Below are 23,702 nucleotides of genomic sequence, written 5' to 3' on the forward strand. Positions count from 1 at the left end.
GCATTAAGTATTCGAGTTTGTGGTAGCCAGAGCTTTCATTAACTCTTGCTGATTAAACGGCTTGGTTAGATACCCATTTGCACCTAGTTCAAGACACTTTTGCTGTGTGGCTTCGTAAGCATCAGCTGACAGCATGATGATCCGAGTAGATTCAGACATTGCCATCGTCTTGAGCAATGCGAGTACTTCATAGCCATTCATTTTTGGCATATTGATATCGAGTAAAATGAGATCAAAAGGAGGAGAGTTATTAATAACTTGCAGCGCTTCATAGCCATCAGATGCTTGCTCTATGTCGGTGCAAAATGTCGAGAGCATTTTATTGGTGATAACGAGATTGAGTGCGTTGTCATCAACCACCAAAACACGCTCAATGTCGGGAATATGTACCTTGGATGTGATGGGTTCAGGCTCGCTGTGTTGCTTGATGATTTCCACAGGCATAGAGATAGAGACTTGTGTACCCACACCAAGCTGGGATTCAAAGGTAAGTTGATAATTGAGTAACTCACAGAGTTGAGAGACAACCTCCAGTCCCAACCCGCTGCCGCTGACCATGCCTTCATAAGAGTTGTCTTCTTGGGTATACGCTTGAAATATCGCATCGACATCTTTAATGCCAACACCCGTGTCGATGACAGAGACTGTGCACGCTTGCGCTGTGAGCGCCGCGTTGATGGTCACTGAACCTGATTTAGTATATTTGATTGCATTGCTGACTAGGTTACTCAAAACTTGGGTGAGCCGTACTTTATCTGTTTTAACATAAACATGAGTAAGGTTGTGTGTCTCTACATTGAGGGTTAATTGCTTTTCATTTGCCGCCGCATCGTACAGCTCGTGAATATGGCTGAATACGTTTTCTAGCGAAACTTTTTCAATGCTCGTGGAGAGTTTTTCAGCGTCTAGTTTAGACAGCGTGAGTATATCATTTAGAAGAGATTGTAACTGTTCGCCACAGCTCAAGATGGTACTGATATCTTGCGCTATTTTTTCATTGCCCACAGCGCTTTTCAAAGTACCAGCAATACCTAAGATGCCAAAAAGGGGGGTGCGGATTTCATGTGACATCCGCGCAAAAAATTGCTCTCGGGCTTCGAGCTCCTCAATAGCCCGACGTTCACTTTCTTTAAATTCAGTGATATCGATGTGAGAGCCAATCATGCGAGTTGGGTGGCCATCCGACTCTCTGATTATTAATCCTTTACACCGTATCCATATTGTCTTGCCAGTAGCATGGGTATACCTGACTACTTGGTCATAAGGGTGGCTTGGATCTGCTTTGTGCTTTTCGAAGTTATCAAGCGCTTGCTGGAGGTCGTCTTGATTGATGATTTTGTGCCACTCGCTGACTTCGTGTTTTTTGGTGTTAGGGTCGTAGCCAAGTGTTTGCCATAATTTGGGGCTCATCCATTCTTGTTCTGGGTTATCTAGATCCCAGTACCAGAGACCATCCAAAGACGATTCAACCACAAAGTCGAAAATCTCTGGGTGTTCTTTTAGCTTCGCGTACAGTTCCTTTTCCAGTCTGTGCACAAAGTATCCTCCAAAATTAGGCTAGTAGCATAGTTAAGTATAGTTAAGTATAGTCATTACAGACATGGGTGCAGATTTTATGTACAGCTAAGTATTACAGTCTGACGCTGAGGGTTATTGAAAAGCCATTTTGAAAAGAGAATTGCGTAAAAATGACACATAAACTTCATTTTTCTCTTGTACAGTTTAACTAATTAAAGTATGCTGACCAACTTGCTTATGAAACTTACAAATATAAGCAGTAATATGTCTTACCTTGATCCAGTCAGTCATAGTTTTAAAGTTAGCGCCTTAATGCGTCTGTCTTGAAATTATCAATTGTACGACCATGTCATTATCATGGTTATAAATTTTGCCACCGAGTGTGAGCACTATTCAGCAGACCTTAATAAGGCATCATGTAAATAAATCTCTTTGTGCATTGTGCACGTAGAGATATTAATATTAAAAAATGAGCGTTTTATTATGTCTTACTTATACCAAGGACAGCAGGTGGCGATTACGTTACCGGTCCAATCAATTTCTATGCATAAATGCCGTATGGCAGTAAAGCATCAATCAGGCCTAAGTTACATCGACTTTGCGAACACTGCCGATGCAAAAGGCTTTTTAAACTGGCTGGGTAAAGCAAACTAACCCAGCTAAACCTTACATTGCGCTTTTGCCGTTAACCCATTCAATGCACTTCGTAAAGCATTTTCTGGCATAAAGCCAATGTGGTAGGTCACTAATACTCCCTCGGTATCTAAAATAAACAATTGTGGTGCACTTTTTACGGTCAATGACTGCGCCAATTTATTAGGCAAGGTAGTGATGGGAAAGTGACTTTGATAACGTTTCATTGCCCGTTTTAGGGTATGTCTGTCGCCTCCTGTTGCCATCATCATTACGGCCAGCTTATGGCAGTTTTTTGGCTGTTGCTCAACGAGATGAGAGAGCAATTTATATTGCTTTTTACACCAGCTGCAATCAGGTTGTACAAGCATGATTGCAAGTACCTGACCTTGAAAGACTGATAAGTTGCTAGGTGCATTTTGTGTGATTGGGGTCAGATTTAACTGGTAAAAAGGGCTTATGGCCGCAGCGCCAAAAGGCGCTGCAAGTAAAAGCCAAAGTATTGAGACTGGTTTAAAAGTCATAGTCAAAGCCAAGGTATGCTTGTCTGCCTCTGAGCGGTGCATAAATATAGGTGACGTCATATCCACCTTCGCTGTCAAACAATAGTGGAGACGCTTCATCTGCTGCCTGATTGTAATCCAGTGCATTATTCATACCTGCATATAGCTTAATATCATTTGTCAGTGCATAGGTGACTTTAAAATCTAGCAATCCATAACTAGAGACGTTCGTGGCTTTAGGTTGTTGTGCCTGGATATCATTGAAACCCTCATAGCCATAATCACTCAAGTCTCTGCTGGGCACAAATAGGTAATTGGCTGTGACGGTCCACGCGGCTTGCACAAACTCTAGATTGATACTGGCACGCTTTTCGGTGGGTGCTATGCCAAAGGAGGACTTAAATTCATCATTGTATCTGTAAGTCTCAATACTGGCGCCAAGCTGCAGTTGCTTTAGTAGTTGATAGCTCAATGCGAGATCCCAAGCCCACACATCAGCCCGTTCTGATAATTGGCCGAGTACAGGCGTACCAGTTTCGTTGTGAGATAGGGCGGCTAGATTATCGACTTGCGTATAGGCTAATGACAATGTTGCATTGAGTTTGTCCGCACTGTGGTTCAGTGAATAGTTATACCCGACAGAACGTTCGACATCATGCACATCGACTAAGTAACCTTTTTCAGCATCTAATATCCCGTGATCGCTTTCAAAAAAAGACAATGGTGCGCGGTAGCCTTGGCCTACAGAGAACCGTGATGTCCAGTTTTCGTGGTGAAACCAGCGCATGTCAAAGCGAGGAGAAACCAAGGTTTCATCTATTTCGTTATCAGTTACTCGATTGGCGATAAAGTCTGCGGTGATGCGGTCGAAGCGTACAGCTAAGGCCAGTTCAAAATCAATGGACGGGGTATAGGTTTCCTGAATATACAAACCTGATACGGTGTAATCAAAGCTGTCAGACATATAGAGTGGATTATCGGCTAATGCTGCGCTGTGACTGCGCATTTGCTCATCACGGTGATCGACCCCCAGGGTGATAAGGTGCTGGTCATTCAGTTCATAATAGAGTTTGGCACTGATAAATTGCATATCATCTTGCGCAAAGTAATCAATACTTTCATAGAAAGAGTCTTGAGTATGCTCAACATTGGCATAACTGATATCGACAGTGAGCTTGTCATTCACACCGTGTAGCAGTGACACTAACCACTCTTCTCTTTGTGTGTCGACCCACTCTGCTGTTTCCCAAGGGTGGCCGACATAACGACCATCGACTTGGTTATCGACAAACAAACGTTCAGCTTCCCCTTGATTGACACTGGCCAACGTCTCGGCTATTGAGCTGGTGGTATCGCCAAGTACTGGACCGCCAAACACTTCAGAGTCACTGCGTCCATAGCGCGCTTTGATAGTCGTATCGAGTGATAAATTATGGGTGAGCGTGATGGCAATGGACTGGTTGTCTAAAAGTGGAGATTCATTGACGCCATTTCGATCGCCGTCAAATTGATCTCGGCTATCTTGTTGCGCAATGGCACTGATGCTGCTGTGCTCATCTTCACTGACGCCCATAGCAACCATGGATACTTTTCTATACCCATGGTTGCCGACCGCCATGTCTAGCTCAGCGGCATTTTTAGTTGGCTTTTGGGACACTAAATTAACCGTCCCACCAATGGCTTCTGGCGCTGTCAAGGATGCACCTGCACCGCGTGCAATTTCTATGGTGCCAATGCCTGATGTTGCGATGCTATCCATACCATAAAACCCAGATAACATGGTGTGCATGGGCACGCCATCGATCAATACATTGGTGTGCTCCCCCTTCATACCATTGATCATGATGCGTTTTGCGCCACACATTGAGCATTCGTTGGAGACTCGAATGCCGAGTGCCTTATCTATCGCCTCCGTTAAATTGGTAGCCTGCATATTTTTTAATTGCTCGGCATCTATCAGCTCTGTTTTAGCAATGCTGTCTTTTAATATGCCACGTGCTTGCAGCCGAGATTGCACACCTTGAACTTCAATATGCTCAAGCGCTGTTTTATCTGAAGTTGAAGAATTTGCGAATACGCCCGCAGAGCTAAATAGCAGACTAGTTATTAATGAAGGAGTTAGATAATTCACGATGTCTATTTATATGATAATGATTATCATTAATGTTAAGTGTTTATGTACCTTGAGTGCAAGTAATAATTTATTTTTTATCCTTGTAACCAGAAAGTGCTTGATAGGGTCTATTTGTCAGTAAAAACAAATAAAAGCTAATTTTTTACAGGGCTGAAATTGGCGCAGGACTAAATTAGGCCCTAAATTTACTAAGCGGAAGTGACAAAAAGGTGAATAAATGAACTTTTTAGCGGGATTAACGATACGACAGCGACTTTCTGTCGGGTACGGCGCTATTTTGTGTTTGATGATTATATTAACAGGGATAGGGATTAAAGACGTTAACTTTATAGATGACACCTTGGCTCAAATGACGGATGTCAATTCGGTAAAACAGCGATATGCAATTAATTTTAGAGGCAGTGTGCATGACACCGCGATAGCTATTCGAGATGTGGCAATCGCGCGCTCTGACAATGAGCTGCGTCAATTTGAACGTGAGATTGCTGAATTAGAGCGCTTTTATATTGAAGCTGAAAACAGTATGGCACAAATGAAGTCCAAAGGGGTGCCGTTTAATGATAATGAAAGACGTATTTTAAAAAGTATTGAGGACATTAAAGTCACCACGCGGCCTTTGGTGGCAGCGATTATTGAGAAAAAGCGGGCTGGGGAAAACGTCGATGAGACGGTGCTTGAGCAAGCACGACCTGCCTTTATGACTTGGCTGGCGCGGATCAATGAATTTATCGACTATCAAGAAGAAGCAAACCAAATTGCCACGCCAGAGGCGCGTGCGGTCGCTGGTGGATTTGGTCAGTTCATGGTCGGTGCAACCTTACTGGCCATTGCGGTGAGTGTATTTATAGGGCTGATGATTGCGAAGAGTATTCGTGAAGCGCTAGGCGGAGAGGTACGCCAAGCTGAAAAGGCCTTGTCGGCTATTTCGCAAGGGGATCTTACTCAGAGTATGTCCACTGACTACCCCAATAGCATGTTGTCTAAATTATTTGATATGAAATTACAGCTCACTGAAATTGTTTCCAAGATAGTGGGCGGTTCGGCTGACTTAGCTGAGCAAGCGAAGGTGGTGTCATCAGGCTCAGATGATATTTATGCCGCAGCACAGCAACAGGCTTCTTTGACGCAGCAGACTGTAGTGCGATTGGATCACTTACGTAGCAGCATTGATCATGTTAGTGAACTGACAGCCAGAACCGAGGAAAACTCCGAGTCTACAGTTGAGTTTGCAGACAAAGGCCGCGATGCCATTGCTGCCAGCGCTGCAGAAATTGTCCGTATTGCAGAGACGGTGAATGGCACAGTTGCACAGATCAAAAAGTTAGAAGCCAATACTGAGCAAATTGGTGGGATTGCCAATGTTATTAGTGGCATATCAGAACAGACCAACCTGCTGGCATTGAATGCAGCCATAGAAGCGGCACGAGCGGGTGAGTCTGGACGCGGCTTTGCGGTGGTGGCGGATGAAGTGAGGCAGCTTGCTAAGCGCACTGGTGAGGCGACAGGTCAAATCGAGGCCATGATAGGTGAAATTCAAAAAGAAACTTCGGCTTCAGTTGAGGCGATGGAGCAAACTCAGCCTCAAGTTGAAAATGGCAAAGCACTGATCCAAGAGGCCACTGAGTTGCTGCAAAGCATCGATGCCCAAGCCAGTGATTCACTTCAGCGGGTGAGGGAAGTCGTGCAAGCCAGTGCGGATCAAGTGGGGGCAATCTCGGAAGTATCTGAAGCGATGAACTCCATAGCTTCTATGTCTGACAATGCCATTGAGGTAACAGAGACGAATCGAGATGCAACGCAAAAACTAGATGAATTATCCGCCGGCATGCGTAGCGCCATTAGCTTTTTTAAAGTGCGTTAGCACCCATGCTTTGTTAAAGCGCTATGGTCGTTCATTAGATTATTGTTCGTGAGAACACGTGTGGAGCAGCAAACGATATGTTTCAACTGGTATACATCAGCAAGGCTAAACACCGGCTCGGTGAGCCCGAATTACTCAAGATGATGGCGAATTTTCGGGCTCGTAATACAGCCAATGAGATCACCGGCTTGCTCTTGTACGACGGCAAAGGCACGTTCATCCAATTATTAGAAGGTGAGGTGGATGCTGTACAGGCATTGTATTCAAGCATTTGCCAAGATCCCCGCCATGAAAGGATCAATAAGTTGCATGAGCAGACGGTTGAAAAACGCATGTTTGCACAGTGGCAAATGGGATTTAAGCGTCTTGATAAGTGCGACGTCATTGAGCAAGAAGGCATGTCAGAGTTTTTAAATCAAGAAGATGGCTTTGATTATTTGCAGCATCATCCAGAATTTTCAATTCAGCTTTTACATTATTTTAGACAGTGCTGAGAAGCTTGAAACTGCATAACTAAACCAAAAGGTGTTGATTATGAATCAACTAAAAATTGCACACCGTATCTATTTAATGAGTGGTATTCAGCTGGCGATGCTGCTGTTGGTCGGTACCATAGCCTTGGTGCAAATGGCAAAAATAGGATACGAGCTAATTGATATTGCGGAAGAGGATATTCCGCTCAACAACTTTCTTACCCAAATTACAGAACATCAATTAGAGCAGGCCATTTTACTTGAGCGCATGCTTTTGTATAAATCATTGGCGGATAACGGCCATGCTGAATATTACAATAAAATAAGTCAGCTTGAGCAAAAGCTCATCACATCAGTGGATAAAGTGGGTAAAGAAATAAAAGAGACTCGGGCTTTTGCAACTGAAGCAATCACACTCGCGCACTCTCAAGAAGCGGCTAAAAAGTTTAAGCAGGTGCAGCAAGAATTGGATGTGATAAGCAAGCATTATGCAAAGGCCAGCCTTGATATAAATGCGCTTTTGGGGCAATTATCGCAAAAACCACTCATTGAGTTGATGCCGCAGGTGAAGCTGATTGAGCAGGAAGAAGATCAATTGAAAGACGAGTTAATTGCCCTCCTTGCTGATGTTCAAGCGTTTACCCAAAAAGCAACGCGTCAAGCAGAGCATGATGAAATATTAGCGATCAAGCTTATCTCCGTGACTGCGATTGTCGCTGTGGTGATTGCTATCATCGTCGCGATGGTCATTGGTCGCTCTATCACGCAGCCGATTGAAGCACTGATTGTAAGGCTAAAATCGATAGCCGGTGGAGATGGCGATTTAACCGTGATGCTGGATGAGTCCGCAAAGGATGAAACGGGCATTATGGCCAAGGAGTTCAATAAGTTTGTCTCTGGGCTGCGTGCTACCATTCAAAGTACCAATGAAGTCGTAAAAAGCTTGGGCAGCTCTTCTGAGCTGGCCATGAATGTGATGCGCCAAACAGAGCAAAGCGTGACGGAGCAGAAAAATCAAACGGAGATGGTCGCTTCCGCAGTGTATGAAATGACCACCACCACGCAGGATATGTCAAAAAGTACAGCGCATGCGGCTGAAGCCACTGCCAAGGTGCGCGAAAAAGTGAACTCAGGAAAAAGTATCGCAACGCAAACCAATCAAATTATTGAGAACCTAGTATCAGAGCTAAACCTAGCATCGGATGAAATAGGCGAGCTGGTGGAAGAGACCAATAATATCAGCTCAGTACTGGAAGCTATTCAAAGTATCTCTGAGCAAACGAATTTGTTGGCACTCAACGCTGCCATTGAAGCGGCAAGGGCGGGTGAAAGTGGACGCGGCTTTGCCGTCGTCGCGGATGAAGTACGCACGCTTGCGACGCGCACCCAATCATCAACGGCAGATATTCAAGATTTATTAGATCGCTTAAAAACGGAAGCAAACAAAGTGGTGAGCAGTATGGAAAAAGGTAAAGCAAGTGCCCATAACTGCTATGAAAAAAGTGAAAAAACGCAGCAAATGCTCGATGAGGCATCAGAGTCGATTGAACAAATTAATGACTTAAATACACAAATTGCGACGGCCACTGAAGAACAATCTATGGTTGCAGTTGATATAGATAAAAACATTAATAATATTAATGGCCTGGCAAAAGAGACAGCGCAAGGGGCGAGTGAAACGGCCGATGCTAATCATAATATTGCCAAACGCATTATCGATTTGCACACTAACTTTAACCGTTTTGTGACCTAATAACTTAGCCTATTTATCGAGTTGTCATTTTATGTTCACTAAATGCTTTTTATAGTGATAGAACGCAGCGCAGGAGCAAATAAAATGAAAGACAGCAAAGCAGGACATATTTTATTGGTGTGCATCATTTGCTTGATACTTGATCAAGGCACCAAGTGGTGGGTTAGCGATAGCCTAGTTGCTTGGCAGATGACCAGCTATTTGGGAGATGTGGTTCGCATAGGGTATACCGAAAACCTAGGCGTATTCTTGTCTTTGGGTGCTGAGTTATCTCCTGTCCAGCGGATGGTGTTATTTGTTGGGGTTATTGGGTTATTTTTGCTGGCATTGCTTGGCTATATGATTAAAAGCCATGATTTATCAAAACGACAATTGACGTCCCTTGCTCTGATATTTGCTGGTGGCTTGGGGAATTTACTCGATCGTATATTCAACCAAGGCGCAGTGATTGATTTTATTAACCTTGGGATCGGCACAGTGCGTACAGGGGTGTTTAATGTCGCTGATATCGTTATTTTGTTGGGGGCTATGATGATCATTGCGTGTACGCCTTTTCAGTTGGAACAGCATAAATAAAGAGTATAAAGCGTGAGCGCGTGAATGTCGTAAATATCCAATTTTACTGTGTTCAATAGGCGTAAGCTCCTACATATCAAATAAACAGGAGCAATTTATGATATCTCAAAGCGAACTTTTTACTCATTACTCATTTATACCATCTGCACTGGCGACATTGGGCGAGTCTGGGGAGCAAATGCTCCCGGATACCACAGTTCATTTGCTGCGCCTATATGTCTCGCAAATAAATGGCTGTCAATATTGCCAAATAATGCATACAGATGCCTTGCAAAATAGCGTACCTGCTGAGCAATTCGACCTATTGTTGTCGGCACTCTCTTCTTCTGATTTGTCATTACTGAGCGCATTTGATCAAGCTGTTTTGCAGCTGGCAAACGCGGTGACAAAATCTTTGCCGTGTGATTTAGCTGCTAAATCACAGCAGCCATTAACACAGGCGCAGCAATTGGCCGTTGTCGGCTTAGCGCTTCAGATAAATAGTTGGAATCGTGTAGCGATTGGCTTTAACTTTTAACTTGTAGGGCAAGTTGAGCGAGGTCTGAAATGTTGTTATTGTGAGTCTGGTGAATACTCAATTGCGGCTGATGTTGCCAAGTATCGGCTCTGAGATCGCGGTAACACAACTCTACTTGACCAGAGCGCCAGTGCTCGTTTAACAATATATTCAGTTTTATATAGTGGTAAGGGCTGGTTTGTTGATGCGGGCAGGGCTGTGCTTGCTGACCTAATAAATTAATCGCAATGGGGTGTGGATCTGAGGTATCGCGATAGTGAAACTCCCCGGTGAGGTGAAACATCAGCGCGTCCTTGCGAGGTGATGACGAGCATAACTTTGCGCGCCCAGACAATGTTTTATCTGGTGTATAGACTAGCAATGACATCTGGCATAGTGGTGATTGGTTTTGTTGGCCCATTAAGTAGTTGATCAGAAATAGGCCATTGATACCACATTGTGTCATTTGCATACCTGCGTCCATCCAATTGAAGAGAGTCACACTGCTGATAATTTTGCAGCAGTGTGTTCTCAATCTAGTGTGCTAAAGGGGGTTATGCCATTACAGCGCATTACAGTTGATATATTTATGTGTAAGCACTTACTTACGATGAGTAAATAAAGATAAAAATAGCCGGTGCGGCAAAGCCAGCTAACACCAAAAAGCCCCGAGGCCCAAAAACACCACGCTTTCCTTTCACCATAAACAGGGCAGAGACGGCCAAATAAATGAGTAAAACTGCATAGAAATCAGAAAACCACATCCATGCAGCTCGGGCTTCATTGAGGTGTAAAAAGTTAAGTTGTCGTAGTAAAAAACGTGGTTTCACTTGTTCAACTAACACTTCATTTTTTTGGGGATATAGGTAGAGCGTTGTATCTTTCTCTAAAAATAGCTTGTAAGTTGCTTGATCCTGCCAGAAGCGCGCTTTTATTTTGTCACTTACCTGTAGTGTGGTTAACAGTGTTGTCTCAAAGTCGTCGGTTTCTATGTCTACCCCAGAGAGCGGTATGACATGGCTGGTACGGGTGACCTGATAGTTAGAGTTAAACTGATGAATATGATTCAGCGCGATCCCTGAAATAGCAAACACCAAAGTCATACCAATACAAAAATAGCCGATGTCTCGATGCAGGCTGCGATTGAGTTTAAACCATGACATGGCGTGATTTAATCTTCAATGGTGACAGCAACGGGTGTAAAGAGGTGCAGCACTTGGGGTGTATCAACGGGATCAAGGTTTTGTGCTTTGCGCCTTTGGTTAGTTTGCTCTAGAGTGAGGGGATGTACTTTTAAAGTACCCGTGGCAAACGCTGTCTTCCCTTGTGCTGTCATGGGAAAAACCATATCGCCATCACGTACTTTAACGCGCAAAGTTTGAAACTTTTTGTCACTGGCCAATTGCATCCAACAACCACGTTTTTGGCATACACGTGTCACGGTCCCTTTGATCGTTGCGGACTCTGTTGTGTATCTTTGTGCGTTGCTTAACAGTGTGGAAATGGGAGTTATCTTGCTCATATCCGCGCCGCCATTATACGTTTTAGCAAGCGCCGCTTGGCTAAACACCAGTGTACCGATCATCATTATTGGGGTCAGAACCGCTTTCATATCTTTTCCTTAATTTGAATGTATTAGCTAGAACAATACGTTACGACAAAATTGACGGCGTTGGAATGTTGCTCACGCTATTTTCCTAGGTAAATAGTACCGATTTATTTATAACTTTTAGTTATTTGGTTATTGCTTTAAGCGCTTAGTTTAATTATTCTAGCGGCGCATTTCAAATGCGATTCATTACTATTATCATTTAAGGTGTATAAGGACATGAAATTTACACGCTCGGCGCTTTCTTTGGGTTTATTGTGTGCGTTAGGTACTGCAAAGGTGTTTGCAAACGCCGCGAAGCCCAGCAATATTGAAGATGTAATAGAAGTCCACGGACATAAATTGTCAGTGATTAACAAAGATGCAGCAGGATCTGTGACGGTTTTGGACAGCGAAGCTATGGCACGCCGTCAACAAGCGGAGCTGACGCAAATACTGCGTGAGATCCCCGGAGTTGAGTTAACGGGTAGCGCTGCGCCTTTGGCGGCTCAGCCCAGTATTCGTGGTCTCTACGGTGAACGGATCCATGTTTCTGTGGACAATGTTAAGCGAAAAATGGAATCAGATGGTGGCAGTAATCTCACCTCAATCAATAGTCTAGGTGTTGACCCAAGTCAGTTAAAGCAAGTGCAAGTGCTGCGTGGGGCTGACTCGCTAACGGTTGGTTCGGGTGCCATTGGTGGAAGCATTCGTTTAACGACCAAAGATGCCAGTGATTACTTAAATGGCGCTTATGGTTTCGGTTCCCATGTCACCGCGACGCACCAAAGTAATGGAGATAGCACGCAACTAACGGGCTCCTTATTTACGCTGTCAGAAGACATGGATACGGTGTTACACCTCAGCACAGTTCGTTTTTCTGACATTGACGTTGTAGGAAGTACAGGACTGGGCAGTGAAGAGCAGCCAATCGCGGATGCTGCAAAGTTAGATAAAATAAAAAATGATTCAGAGCGACAAAATATCGCGTTAAAAAATACCTGGTTCATTGATAAAGCGCATAGTGTGCAGAGTAAGATTGACTGGTCAAAAACCCGGTCTGATGATCAGCCATATAACTTAAGTACACGTTTAGGCTTGATGTATCCGACCTTATCAAAAAACTTCAGCAATGATTATTTAGAAATCGCCTCGACTTATGTCTATCAGCCTGACAATCCGTATATCGATTTTGATGCGCAACTGGTGTATTCCGATAAGTCGTATGATGACTATACCCTAGGCTATATTGTGCGCCGAGGGCAGCAGATAGACTACTCAGGTAGTAAGTTTGGTAATACCAAACGCTATGGCGCCCGCTTGGCTAACCTTTTTGATTTAAGTACATCATTTGACCACCAGGTTGCCGTTGAATTTAACTATGACGTTGAGCAGTTTGATCAGTCTGAGTTCGATGAAAATCAGATAAGAACCTCTGAATATGGTGAAAGTGATGCGCACAATATCTCGTTATCGGTCATCGACCAAGTGTCGCTTGTAGACGATGATATCTTGATCACAGCGGGTCTTCGCTATGATGGTTACAAGCGCAGTAGCGACGTGTATACCCAATATGATGATCACGATGATGACGCACTATCAAGTGAGCTGGGTGTGACGTTAAAAGTCACCGACTACTTTAATTTTTATCTTAAATACGCTGAAGCATTTCGTGCTCCCAGTGTTCAAGAGCTTTATAAAAAGCGTGAATGGCGCTGTCATATTGGTGGCAAATTCTGCTACAACGAGCCTCAACCAGATTTAAAGCCAGAGGAGTCTGAAAACCTAGAAGGCGGATTTGGTATCTTTTTAGACACGCTCAGCTGGGGCGGTAAATTTGAACTAAAGGCCCTTTATTTTGATAACAATATCAAAAACTTTATCGATAATGTGCCGTTTATGTATTATCTGGATGCTCAAGGAGTAAAGCAACCTGGTGCACCAGGACCTAAGCCTGCCAATGGCGTGCCTGTCGCAACCCATAGGGATTATAGCGCTAAAAATATCGGTAAATTGGTGAGTCGCGGCTGGGAAGTTGAGATGCATTATGAATTGGGTAAATTCAGCGGTTATCTTGGATACTCTGCCATTGATATGAATGCCTATGGTGTACCTAACTTCTTTTTAGGGACCATTGAAACCGATAAGCAACCCTACTCTGAAGCCCCTGCTGATAAGCTCAATTTGAATCTACAATATACAGTGTTGGAGAATGTGGATGTTGGCGCACAGATGCTGGCATATCGTGCTCAAACTCGCTTAACAGAAGACTATCTTGAGCGAGGCTACGGTACAGGGTCATATCAAGTTTACAATTTGACGGCTAAATATCAGGGCCGCGGCAGTTTATCTGATTTGGTTGTTCGTGCGGGCATTGATAATGTAACGGATGAGCGTTATGTGAGGGCACCTGCTGGAGAAGCGAATGACCCTAGTGAGCTTGGTAGGAATTATAAATTAACGCTCAGTTATACTTTTTAGATGAATACCGGGCTTACTTTAGGTAAGCCTGGTCTGACTGTGTTAGTTTGCGCTCGCAGGAGGGTGAGAAGGGCGAGTGAGTACATAAGCCAGTACCGCAATTTCAATCACCGCGACTAACACCAGCACATACCAAGGGGCGGTACTAAAACACAAAATAATGTATCCAATTAACATGCCTATCCCCGCGCCCCATTTCCCTTTTGGGGGAACCACTTGATACTCTCGCCAAGCAACTAGCGACGGGCCAAATTTAGGGTGGGTAAGCAGCCAGTGTTCGAATTTGGGTGAAGAGCGAGAGAAGCACGCCAGTGCCAGAATAAAAAAAATGGTGGTGGGCATCACGGGTAGTGCCATACCAATAAAACCAAGGCCGACAAAAATGATTCCAGCAGCATGAAGCCAGAAACAGCGATTAAAAAGCTTTTTCATAATGAGCTGTTTCTCCTTTTTGCCAGTGTCGCTTAATTCGCTACTACGCAAGTTTGATTGGTAATTACATGTCAGTGCACAGGCGGTATTTTAACAGCAGATGCTTTTCCATTATAGACGAAAAATGCAGTAAATTATGCAAAAGAAGGGGAGAATTTATATGGAGAGACCATGAAAATAGTGTGTATTTTCATGGTCTTTGGAGCAAAATTAGAAGTAGTAACCGATGTTAATATTAAAGCGTCGCTCTACGTCATCACTTTGTCCTGATAGCGTGCCACCAACAAAAGGTTGGTTCTTTGCGTGCACTAAATCAATGTATGAAAAGATAGGGCCTGCTGTGACGGCCACGCCCGTGACGTTCATCCACGAATTAGCAGAATCATCCGATTTGTTATAAATGGTGCCAAAATCATTGTACAGTTGCAGGTGCGTGATAGGGCCGTAGTTTACTGACAAATTATAGGCAATGTTTGCGCTTGTTGAGGTCGCTTCTGTTGGCATAGTGTCATAAGTCGCATTGGCTGCGATAGCAATGCGTTGACTTGCGTCGATTTGATAGTCGTATTGACTGTGTTGGAATTGCAGGTTCCAGTTGCCAATATGACTGTTAATATGGAACGCCCAAGCATGGTAATCACCGGCACTGTATTGACCATCATGAAGGCCACCTGATAGCGCTGATACACCAATCGCAGTTGACCCTGCAGCATGATCTACATGATATGCGTAACGTGCAACAAAGGTGTTGTGCTCGCCAAGCTTAGCGGCTGGTTCATCATAAATACCTTCGTCATTGGCGCGAACACCTACGATGTCGATGGAATATCTATCTTTACGGTCTTCTACATAACCGTCGATGCCACCGAGCTCATCATTTTTGAAAAAGCCCAGATCTAGCTGCCAGTTATCTGCAACTTGTCTGCGCATCACCAAACCCATGTCGTAGTCGTCTTCCAGACCAAGATAATAATTTGGACTCATGAAAAAGCTGTGTGAGTTATATGGGTCGTTGCCAAAAGGCACTTGCGTTAAACCTAACTGCGCTTGCCATTGTGATGTGATGTCATAATCTAGGTAAGCGTATTTAACCGCAGTCATGTAGTCGAAAAAGCGGATTTCCGCATTTAAGCCAATGTCAGCCACTTCACCTGAAAAGTTAAAGCGAAATACGTCAAAATCTAAGTCACCACCTCGGTTTTTAGTATCTTCATCGTATGAATTAGTCGAGTAGTTTACGCGTATCGCACCACCCACTTTTATGCCTGATTCTGCATCCGCTTCAACCGTGTTTTCAGCAGTTTGATTCGCTTCTAATTGTTGAATTTTTTGCTCTAATTGTTCGAGCTGTTGTTTCAATTCACTAAGCTCATTATCGGCTGAAAATGCATGTGGTGCAGCGGCTAAAAGCGCGCCACTTAAGGCCAAAGCCTGTCCGGTACTTCTTGACATTGATTAGAATATCCAGGGGTGAAAATTAACAAAGGCGCAAGACTAACGCACAATATTTATGTGTGCAAATTAGGGAAAATTGCAATTTTTTATGGTTTGTAATTGGATTGTATCGCAGCGGTGAAAAGGATTGGTTTTTGTCAGAGGTTTGCTTAAATTTTGTTATGTAAAAGTCAGCTTAAATAGCTTGCTTTTTTGCGTTATTTACAATTTTGTGCCTCTTAATCAGTTGCTTATGTTCTTTCCTGTAAATAAATGGTCAACAGTGTTTAAGACATACTTTTTTCTATAAAAAATTCCGCTTTTATTACTTTTTTCGGCCAAATAGGATTATTTGGCCATCACTAAAGGAGAAGTCTAAAAGTAATAACCAAAATTCAGGTTAAAGCGTCTTTGTGTATCATCGCTGTCTCCGGCGATAGAGCCACCAACGAAGGGCTGGTTTTTGGCATTCACAAAGTCCAAGTAGGAGAAAAACGCGCCTGCGGACATAGAGACCCCAGTAACGTTCATCCAAGTATCGTGACTTTGATCTGATTTATCGTAGATGATGCCAAAGTCATTATAGAATTGCAGTGCATTGATGGGCCCCAATTTGACCTTCATGTTATAAGCGACATTGAAATTAGACATGGTCGCTTCTGCGGCGATTGAGTCATAGAATGCATAGGCACCCACTGCGATTCTATCTATGCCTGCGATGTCATAGTCATATTCACCATGTTGTAGTTGAAGATTCCATTTGCCAATATTGGCATTCAAATGCACTGCCCATGCTTGGTACTCGCCCGCTTTTTCTATGCCGTTATGTAAGTTGCCCATTAAACCGGAGACGCCGAGCTCTGTTGTGCCGTCTTTATGCTTAAAATGATAACCATAGCGACCTGCGAAGGTATTGTATTCGCCAAGCGGTTGCGTTGGGTCATCATAAATCCCTTCTGCTTGAGGGCGCGCGCCGACGATGTCATAGGAGTAGCGGTCGCTGCGTGATTCAACGTAACCGTCAACGCCGCCTAACTCATCATTTTTGAAAAAGCCCAAATCGAGCTGCCAATTGTCCGCCAGCTTGCGTTTAAATAGTACACCCATGTCATGGTCGTCTTCTAAGCCCACATAATAAGTTGTGCCAAAAAACCAGCTATGAGAGTTATATGGCCAATTGCCAAATGGTACCTTGGTCATACCAACTTGCGCTTGCCAGTCTTTGGCAAAATCGTAATATAAATAGGCATACTTCACGGCGGTCATATAATCAAAGTAACGCCACTCTGCGTTTAATCCAAAGCCGCCGATGTTGCCCGAAAAATTGATTCTGAATACATCAAGCTCAAAATCCCCTCCGCGATTTTTATTATCATCATCATAAGATGTGTGGCTGAGTGTGGTTCTGACTGCCCCTCCGACTTTAATACTGGGCGCCGATTTGCTGACTTTGGGCTTGCGTTTTTGCTCAGCTTCCAGTTTTTCTATTTTTTGCTGCAGTTTTTGCAGTTGCTGTTTTAACTCTGCAAGCTCAGAGGCATTAGCAACAGTGGGTGACGACAAGGTTAACAACAGCAGGGTGGCGCCAAGGTATTTACATTCTGTGAGTGGCATTGTGGCATATCCTTAAAAGCAGGCGTATCTGTCATAAAGGGTAGCTGAGTATTTCCGACTTGCCATTAACAAGACGCGGTTGTTATCAGAAATTTTTTAATCTTTTTGAATAGTTGAAGATCTAGAACTATATTTTTTGAATGCCCACAGGAAGTTTCGCTATGACAATTTCACAAAAATTACGCCTTGCATTCATCGCCGCCATTGTGGTACCGCTGTTGATTATTGCGGTCATTATCATTACTCAAACAAGACAGCTTGCGGTAGATAAATTTGTTGAAATGAGCAGCCGTGAGGCGCAGCAAATCGACAATGGTATCAGTATGTTTTTTGATGAGGTAGCAAAGAATGTTACCTACTTGGCCAATCACCCAGATGTGCTTAACGGGCGCAGTCAGGTGTCAGTTTATAAAGATAATAACACGGCCGAGCAAATGACACCGGACTCTGGTACTGAGGTTGAACAGCGCATGTTTGAGTTGTACCAACAATTTGGTACATCCCACCCAGGGATCTCTTATATTTACTTTGGGAACCCAAAAGGCGGCTATATTCAGTGGCCAAAAGGTCAGGTCAGTGCAAGGTATGATCCCCGTGGTCGTCCTTGGTATACAACGGGTAAAGAAAAGAATGGTCAGACAGGTTTAACCGACGCCTATTATTGGGAGCCAGATGATACGGCAATTATCTCCACCGTCAAAGCGGTGAAGTCAGGCGGTCAATTTGTGGGTGTGCAGGGCATGGATGTCTCGCTTAAAGGGCTGACAGATATCATCAAGAATATTCGTTTAGGTGAAACAGGGTATTTGATGCTGGAGGAGGACAGCGGCACCATTTTGGTTAATGCTAAGCACCCAGAATACACGTTTAAACACATTGATGACGTTGAAAATGGCTTGTACACAGAGCTGAACCGCAGCCCAGATGGGTTGTTTGAGATCACCATAGATGGCGTAGAATTTTTCTCTAACATCTATACATCCAAGACGCTTGGCTGGAAATTTATCGCGTTTGTTGAGCAGCAAGAGGTCATGAGCAAAGCTAATCAAATGAAACTCACAGTGTTGATCATCAGTGGTATCTTAGTGGCTATTTTTGTGGCCATGGCGACGTATATCGCTAATTTACTGTCTGGCCCAATTGTCAATGTAAGTGATGGTTTGACCGCTATTTCTCAAGGCGGTGGTGATTTGACTAAGCGGTTGGAGGTCACCACCAAAGACGAAACGGGTAAACTCGCAGAGAGCTTCAATCAATTCTTAAACTTGATAGCGCAGCTGGTGCAGCAGATCAATCATTGTGCGCAACAGGTGAATCAAACGGCGCTGACCACGGCTGGACAGGCGGATGAATTGACCGGCTCTACCAGTGCGCAGCAGCAATCGTTGGAGATGGCGGCAACGGCCATCAATGAAATGGCCGCCACTGCGAATGAAGTGGCATCCAGCTGTGCGAATGCTGCAGAACTTGCGACCCAAACCCAGCATGCCTCGGAGCTGGGCCAAACCGTGATCACAGAGACGGTGGACAGTGTTGCTGAACTGTCTGGCGTTATCAATCGCGCCACCTCAGATATCACTAAGCTCGACAGCGAAAGTGAAAACATCATGTCAATTTTAAGTGTGATACGGGGTATTGCTGAGCAGACTAATTTGTTGGCGTTAAATGCGGCAATTGAAGCTGCCCGAGCTGGAGAGCATGGACGGGGCTTTGCCGTGGTTGCAGATGAAGTGCGTGCTTTGTCTCAGCGTACTTCGGAGTCGACGGAAGAAATCGCATCTCAATTAGACAAACTGCGTAAGATGACAGAAGGCGTCTCTACAGATATGACCAACAGCTTGGAAAGAACAGAAAAAACAGTCGAGCTCACTCACTCCGCGCAGAACCAGTTTATTGAGATTACTCAGTCGATTCAAAATATCAGTGATCTAAATACGCAAATAGCCACTGCGGCAGAAGAGCAGCAGCATGTTGCGGAAGACATTAATCGCAATGTGGTAGAAATCAAAAATGCGGCAGACAGTGTTTCTCTCATCGCGAGCGATACCTGCGACAACGGAGACAAAATGACGGGGTTGTCGAAACAGCTGACCGAGTTGGTTGGCAAGTTTAAAGTTTAGTCTGAAATAGTTCTAAGGCGCTGTTATTTTGTACAAAATTGTTGAAGATCATTCATAGTGGGTAAATCAGGTTTACTCTGTGCTGGTGGCTCGGTAATGTAAGGACAGTTGAATTAAAATGAAAGGTGGAGCATGGAATTTTCCGACTCAGTAAAATTAGCAAGAACCGATACTGGACTTGAGTATTTTGATGTTAAGAGTCCTCTGTGTCAGGCGAAGATTTTTTTGCAAGGTGCGCAAATTACAGAGTTTATCCCGACAGGCAAAAGCGACCTCATGTGGGTCTCGGCGGACGAAGATTATCAAGAAGGTAAATCTGTGCGTGGTGGGATCCCGATTTGCTGGCCGTGGTTTGGTGTGCATGACAACGCGGACTGGCCTGCTCATGGCTTCGCGCGCAAAATATTGTGGCGTGCAGAGCAAGTAACTGAAACCTCAGACGCTGTGCGTATTTCGCTGTCACTGCCTATGATGCAAGTAGACAAACAATTTTGGCCACATGATTCTAGACTGGAAGTGGAGTTTATTTTAGGCGAGCGATTAGAAGTCAGACTGACCAATACGAACTTAGGACAAACGCCTTTTTCACTGACGCAAGCACTCCATACTTACTTCCCAACTTCGGATATTAAAAACACCACGGTTGATGGCCTGCAAGGTGCAAAATATATTGAGTTTGGCGAAGGGCCATTTGATCAATCAGATAAAGTGGGTTTCGCCCGTGAAACGGACATGGTTTATACTCAGGCTGCGCCAGTGCAGAGCATCCATACGCCTGAAGGCATAATAGAGGTTGGACGTGAAAACTCGACATCATGTGTGCTTTGGAACCCGTGGATAGAGAAATCAAAGCGTTTGAGTAACTTTCAAAATGAAGAATACTTGGGCATGTTGTGTTTAGAAGCGGCCAATGTACTTGAAGACACTGTTACGGTTGAGCCTGGTCAAAGCCACACGCTTGCGACCACAGTCTGCTGGCGTTAAGCTTTTCCTCCAGCCTTGATTTATCGTATCCTAACGGAAAAATACTGTTAGGATACACCCATGCCTTTGCCCCGCATTTTGATTGTTGACGATAATGTCGAAGTACGATTGAGCGCCGCTTACTTTTTGGAAGACCAAGGCTTTGAAGTCATTGAAGCTGATTCTCCCAGTACGGCAAAGCAGCTACTGAGTGTCACATCTTTCGATGTCATTTTACTTGATATGAACTTTGCGAGAGACACCACCTCTGGGCAAGAGGGCTTAGCCTTTTTAACTTGGTTGCAAGCACAGCAGGGGGCGCCAGCTGTGTTGTGTATAACCGGGTGGGGTAGCGTTAAACTGGCAGTAAAAGCACTACAACTTGGTGCCAGCGACTTTATTGAAAAGCCATGGCAAAATGCCGCATTACTGGCTTCAATTCAGCAACAACTCGCCTTACAAAAAAAACAACAAACTCAGTTAAACCAAACACTGCAACCAGAGCAGGAAACAGATATTGAGTTTGTTTGGCAATCTGCGTGTATGCAGGCGCTTGAACGCAAACTATCTCGCGTGGCGCATTCAGATGCCACTATTTTATTGTGCGGTGAGAGCGGGGTGGGGAAAAGTCATTTGGTGTCATGGCTGCATCAGCACTCTGCGCGCGCAAGCGGTCCGTTAGTGAGTGTCAATATGGGGGCACTGTCAGAGTCATTATTTGAAAGCGAATTATTTGGTCATGTGAAAGGTGCTTTTACAGACGCAAAGCAAAATCGTGTTGGGCGCTTTACCATGGCCTCGGGTGGCACGCTCTTTATGGATGAGATTGCGACCCTCTCTATGCCGCTGCAAGCCAAGCTATTGCGCGTATTAGAGACGGGCGAGTATGAAGTGTTGGGGAGTAGCAAAACCGTTCGCAGTGATGTGCGACTGATTTGTGCCACCAATGCGGATTTGCCGCAAAACGTTGCAGAGGGGACGTTCAGACAGGATTTATTTTATCGTATGAATACCTTGGTATTTGAACTGCTGCCACTGCGTGAGCGTCAAGCTGATATTATTCCCCTCGCATCCTACTTATTGGCAAAACATGCGAAACGTTATGGCATAGCTACTAAGCCAATGGATGATGAGGTGATTCATGCGCTGCAAACATACCCTTGGCCGGGCAATATTCGAGAGCTAAGTCATGTCATGGAGCGTGCTTTGCTGATGAGTGAAGAGAGTCAGATTGCGCTACAAGATTGCCAGTTACGACTCGCTCAGCGACCTAGAACTGCGGGTATAATGGCGGATAGTCCAGCTGAAACCACAGGTACATTAGCACAGATGGAAAAACGTATGATCATGGATGTCATGGCACAAGAAGGCGGTGTGACCAGCCAAGCAGCCCAAAAACTGGGGCTTACCAAGTCGTCTTTGTACCGCCGACTAGATAAATATGGTTTGAAGCATGCTGAGTAACTTTGAGCGAACGCTCAAGTTATACCTCGTATTGCTCAATGCATTGATAGGTGGTTTGTGCGCTGTCATAGGGTTGAAACTGTCATTAAGCGTTTGGCTTACTGTGACGTTAGCCATTGCAATATTTGCCAGTTTTCAGTGGATATCGAACCAAGTGTTACATCGCTTTGTCGGTATTTTTAAACGGGCCAATATTCAACTCGAAGCCATGCAGCAAGCGGATTTTACGCACCAGATAAACCCTCATTTCCAAGCGGGTCACATCGCCCGTTTTGAACGTGAATTGGTGGCGCTGAGTGAGTGCATGCATCAACAAAAATCGCTTTATACTAGTCATATGTTGATTATTTATCAGCTAATAGACAAGCTGCCTAGCCCAATTTGGGTGTTTGATGAAAATGAGACCCTTAATTATGCCAACCCAGCGTTTAGTTTAATTTATCAAAAGCCGTGGCAGGATGAACGCGGTCGTACGGCAGAAACATTGGGTTTGTTTGCAGTAGATAATCAGTGGTGCTTTTCCAGTGATAGGTTAAATGCACAGTGGTCGCTAACCAGCAGTGAGTTTTATGAGCAGGGTAAACGTTATCGCCTTGTGATCGCGACGGATATTCGTCGTGCACTTCGCCATCAAGAGTTGGCTGCATGGCAGCAGTTAATCCGTGTGATCAGTCATGAGATCCACAATACGCTGACACCTGTTAGCTCTTTGGCGCAAACGTTACAAGGGAAAGTGAGCGTAGCAAGAGATGCGCATGCACTTAAAGTGATAGAGCAAAGGTGTGTGCATTTGCAGCAATTTGTCTCACGATTCAGTGAGCTGTCTAAACCTCTAGAGCTGCATTGCCGAAAGGTTGAATTGCATGACTTATTGATATCTGTCAAAGCGTTAATTGGGCAAATGTATGATGATCAAATCATACAGCTTGATTGCACTGTTCGTGACTGCCGATGTGATCCTCAGCTGTTTGAACAAGTGTTGATTAACTTGCTGAAAAATGCTGCCGAAGCAAACTTAAGTCACACCCCCACGGGTTCCATTATTGGTCTCAGTGCGCATTATCAAGCGGGACATGTGGTGATAAGCATCACAGATCAAGGGGGGGGATTTGCGAACTTAGACAATGTCATGACGCCGTTTTACTCGACAAAAAGCACTGGTCAAGGTATTGGTCTAACCCTGAGTAGGCGGATCATTGAGCAGCATGATGGCAGTATGATAGTAAGCAATGGTTTACAGGGAGCAGAAGTAAAAATCACCCTCCCTAGTTGATAATAGTTATCATTACCATATAATTAACATGAATCGAGAGTCAGAGACAGTCTAACAGGACGTTTCTGCATTTGACTTACCTGAGGAGTGTATTGTGTTGGTGTTATATCCGTTTATCGCTTTTCTTGTTATGACGTTTGCCTTAAAGCATCTTCAATTGCCTTTGCAAACCAAGCGTTGGCTCAGTCGAGTGAGCGTTTGGGCTGTTGCTGCGGCCATGGCAATCGCAAAGTTTACCTTGGGGCTCAGCGCTTTGTTTTCCATGGTGGCCTTTGTTGTCGTCGGTGCGATTTTAACTTTATTTACTTCACTGGGCGCGATGGCGCGCAACGATTAACCCTTTCTTGATGTCGAAAATTGGCATAAGGTCTACTAAACAGTAAGGT

General features: G+C 44.4%; 21 protein-coding genes. 12 read left to right on the forward strand and 9 right to left on the reverse strand.

Annotated features, from left to right (window positions below):
* Positions 1–3: 3 nt before the first annotated feature.
* Complete coding sequence (locus L1077_RS19370) at positions 4–1,536, reverse strand: PAS domain-containing hybrid sensor histidine kinase/response regulator (protein ID WP_237138568.1); 1,533 nt, start codon at positions 1,534–1,536, stop codon at positions 4–6.
* Between the two features lie 465 nt (positions 1,537–2,001).
* Here L1077_RS19370 and L1077_RS19375 point away from each other — a divergent pair, with 465 nt between their 5' ends.
* Entirely contained in the window at positions 2,002–2,172 is a 171-nt protein-coding gene (locus L1077_RS19375; protein WP_155401336.1) for a hypothetical protein, read from the forward strand.
* A gap of 5 nt (positions 2,173–2,177) precedes the next feature.
* Here L1077_RS19375 and L1077_RS19380 read toward each other — a convergent pair whose 3' ends face one another.
* The gene (locus L1077_RS19380; RefSeq protein WP_237138569.1) at positions 2,178–2,675 is read right to left on the reverse strand and encodes a TlpA family protein disulfide reductase; all 498 of its coding nucleotides are present in this window, start codon (positions 2,673–2,675) and stop codon (positions 2,178–2,180) included.
* Positions 2,665–4,785, reverse strand: coding sequence for a TonB-dependent receptor plug domain-containing protein (locus tag L1077_RS19385; RefSeq protein WP_237138570.1), 2,121 nt, complete (start codon positions 4,783–4,785; stop codon positions 2,665–2,667). The genes L1077_RS19380 and L1077_RS19385 overlap by 11 nt, the downstream gene beginning before the upstream one ends.
* Positions 4,786–5,005: 220 nt before the next feature.
* Between L1077_RS19385 and L1077_RS19390 the strand changes: the two genes are divergently transcribed.
* The 5 genes from L1077_RS19390 to L1077_RS19410 all read left to right on the forward strand — a co-directional run bounded on the left by L1077_RS19390 (position 5,006) and on the right by L1077_RS19410 (position 9,968).
* Positions 5,006–6,649 (forward strand): methyl-accepting chemotaxis protein, encoded by a 1,644-nt coding sequence (locus L1077_RS19390; RefSeq protein WP_237138571.1) that lies wholly within the window; start codon positions 5,006–5,008, stop codon positions 6,647–6,649.
* A 77-nt stretch (positions 6,650–6,726) separates the two neighbouring features.
* Positions 6,727–7,143: a BLUF domain-containing protein gene (locus L1077_RS19395; protein WP_237138572.1), complete on the forward strand. Its 417-nt coding sequence runs from the start codon at positions 6,727–6,729 to the stop codon at positions 7,141–7,143.
* Between the two features lie 40 nt (positions 7,144–7,183).
* Positions 7,184–8,875 (forward strand): methyl-accepting chemotaxis protein, encoded by a 1,692-nt coding sequence (locus L1077_RS19400; RefSeq protein WP_237138573.1) that lies wholly within the window; start codon positions 7,184–7,186, stop codon positions 8,873–8,875.
* A gap of 84 nt (positions 8,876–8,959) precedes the next feature.
* Positions 8,960–9,451, forward strand: a complete 492-nt coding sequence (gene lspA / locus L1077_RS19405) for a signal peptidase II (protein ID WP_237138574.1) — start codon at positions 8,960–8,962, stop codon at positions 9,449–9,451.
* Between the two features lie 97 nt (positions 9,452–9,548).
* Positions 9,549–9,968: a carboxymuconolactone decarboxylase family protein gene (locus tag L1077_RS19410; protein WP_237138575.1), complete on the forward strand. Its 420-nt coding sequence runs from the start codon at positions 9,549–9,551 to the stop codon at positions 9,966–9,968.
* On the opposite strand, the gene L1077_RS19415 is transcribed toward L1077_RS19410, so the two are convergent.
* The 3 genes from L1077_RS19415 to L1077_RS19425 form a co-directional block, all read right to left on the reverse strand.
* A complete protein-coding gene (locus L1077_RS19415) occupies positions 9,958–10,419 on the reverse strand; it encodes a DUF1842 domain-containing protein (RefSeq protein WP_237138576.1) in 462 nt (153 codons plus the stop codon). The genes L1077_RS19410 and L1077_RS19415 overlap by 11 nt on opposite strands.
* Before the next feature lie 133 nt (positions 10,420–10,552).
* Entirely contained in the window at positions 10,553–11,110 is a 558-nt protein-coding gene (locus L1077_RS19420; protein WP_237138577.1) for a PepSY-associated TM helix domain-containing protein, read from the reverse strand.
* 8 nt (positions 11,111–11,118) lie between these two features.
* On the reverse strand, positions 11,119–11,559 hold the full coding sequence (locus L1077_RS19425; protein ID WP_237138578.1) for a DUF4920 domain-containing protein: 441 nt from the start codon (positions 11,557–11,559) through the stop codon (positions 11,119–11,121).
* Positions 11,560–11,775: 216 nt separating this feature from the next.
* On the opposite strand from L1077_RS19425, the gene L1077_RS19430 reads away from it, so the two are divergent.
* Complete coding sequence (locus tag L1077_RS19430; protein WP_237138579.1) at positions 11,776–14,016, forward strand: TonB-dependent receptor domain-containing protein; 2,241 nt, start codon at positions 11,776–11,778, stop codon at positions 14,014–14,016.
* 42 nt (positions 14,017–14,058) lie between these two features.
* On the opposite strand, the gene L1077_RS19435 is transcribed toward L1077_RS19430, so the two are convergent.
* From L1077_RS19435 to L1077_RS19445, 3 genes are all read right to left on the reverse strand, one after another.
* Entirely contained in the window at positions 14,059–14,448 is a 390-nt protein-coding gene (locus tag L1077_RS19435; RefSeq protein WP_237138580.1) for a YbaN family protein, read from the reverse strand.
* Positions 14,449–14,658: 210 nt separating this feature from the next.
* Positions 14,659–15,900 (reverse strand): carbohydrate porin, encoded by a 1,242-nt coding sequence (locus L1077_RS19440; RefSeq protein WP_237138581.1) that lies wholly within the window; start codon positions 15,898–15,900, stop codon positions 14,659–14,661.
* 357 nt (positions 15,901–16,257) lie between these two features.
* Positions 16,258–17,496, reverse strand: a complete 1,239-nt coding sequence (locus L1077_RS19445; protein WP_237138582.1) for a carbohydrate porin — start codon at positions 17,494–17,496, stop codon at positions 16,258–16,260.
* A gap of 161 nt (positions 17,497–17,657) precedes the next feature.
* On the opposite strand from L1077_RS19445, the gene L1077_RS19450 reads away from it, so the two are divergent.
* The 5 genes from L1077_RS19450 (at position 17,658) to L1077_RS19470 (ending at position 23,653) form a co-directional block, all read left to right on the forward strand.
* A complete protein-coding gene (locus L1077_RS19450; protein WP_237138583.1) occupies positions 17,658–19,616 on the forward strand; it encodes a methyl-accepting chemotaxis protein in 1,959 nt (652 codons plus the stop codon).
* 132 nt (positions 19,617–19,748) lie between these two features.
* Positions 19,749–20,600 carry a D-hexose-6-phosphate mutarotase gene (locus tag L1077_RS19455; RefSeq protein ID WP_237138584.1) on the forward strand — a complete coding sequence of 284 codons (852 nt, stop codon included), beginning with the start codon at positions 19,749–19,751 and terminating at the stop codon, positions 20,598–20,600.
* A gap of 60 nt (positions 20,601–20,660) precedes the next feature.
* Complete coding sequence (locus L1077_RS19460) at positions 20,661–22,043, forward strand: sigma-54-dependent transcriptional regulator (RefSeq protein WP_237138585.1); 1,383 nt, start codon at positions 20,661–20,663, stop codon at positions 22,041–22,043.
* A complete protein-coding gene (locus tag L1077_RS19465; protein ID WP_237138586.1) occupies positions 22,033–23,316 on the forward strand; it encodes a sensor histidine kinase in 1,284 nt (427 codons plus the stop codon). Before L1077_RS19460 ends, L1077_RS19465 begins: the two co-directional genes overlap by 11 nt.
* Positions 23,317–23,410: 94 nt before the next feature.
* On the forward strand, positions 23,411–23,653 hold the full coding sequence (locus L1077_RS19470; protein WP_237138587.1) for a hypothetical protein: 243 nt from the start codon (positions 23,411–23,413) through the stop codon (positions 23,651–23,653).
* Positions 23,654–23,702 lie beyond the last annotated feature (49 nt).

The organism is Pseudoalteromonas luteoviolacea (assembly GCF_021654285.1).
Lineage (GTDB): Bacteria > Pseudomonadota > Gammaproteobacteria > Enterobacterales > Alteromonadaceae > Pseudoalteromonas > Pseudoalteromonas luteoviolacea_J.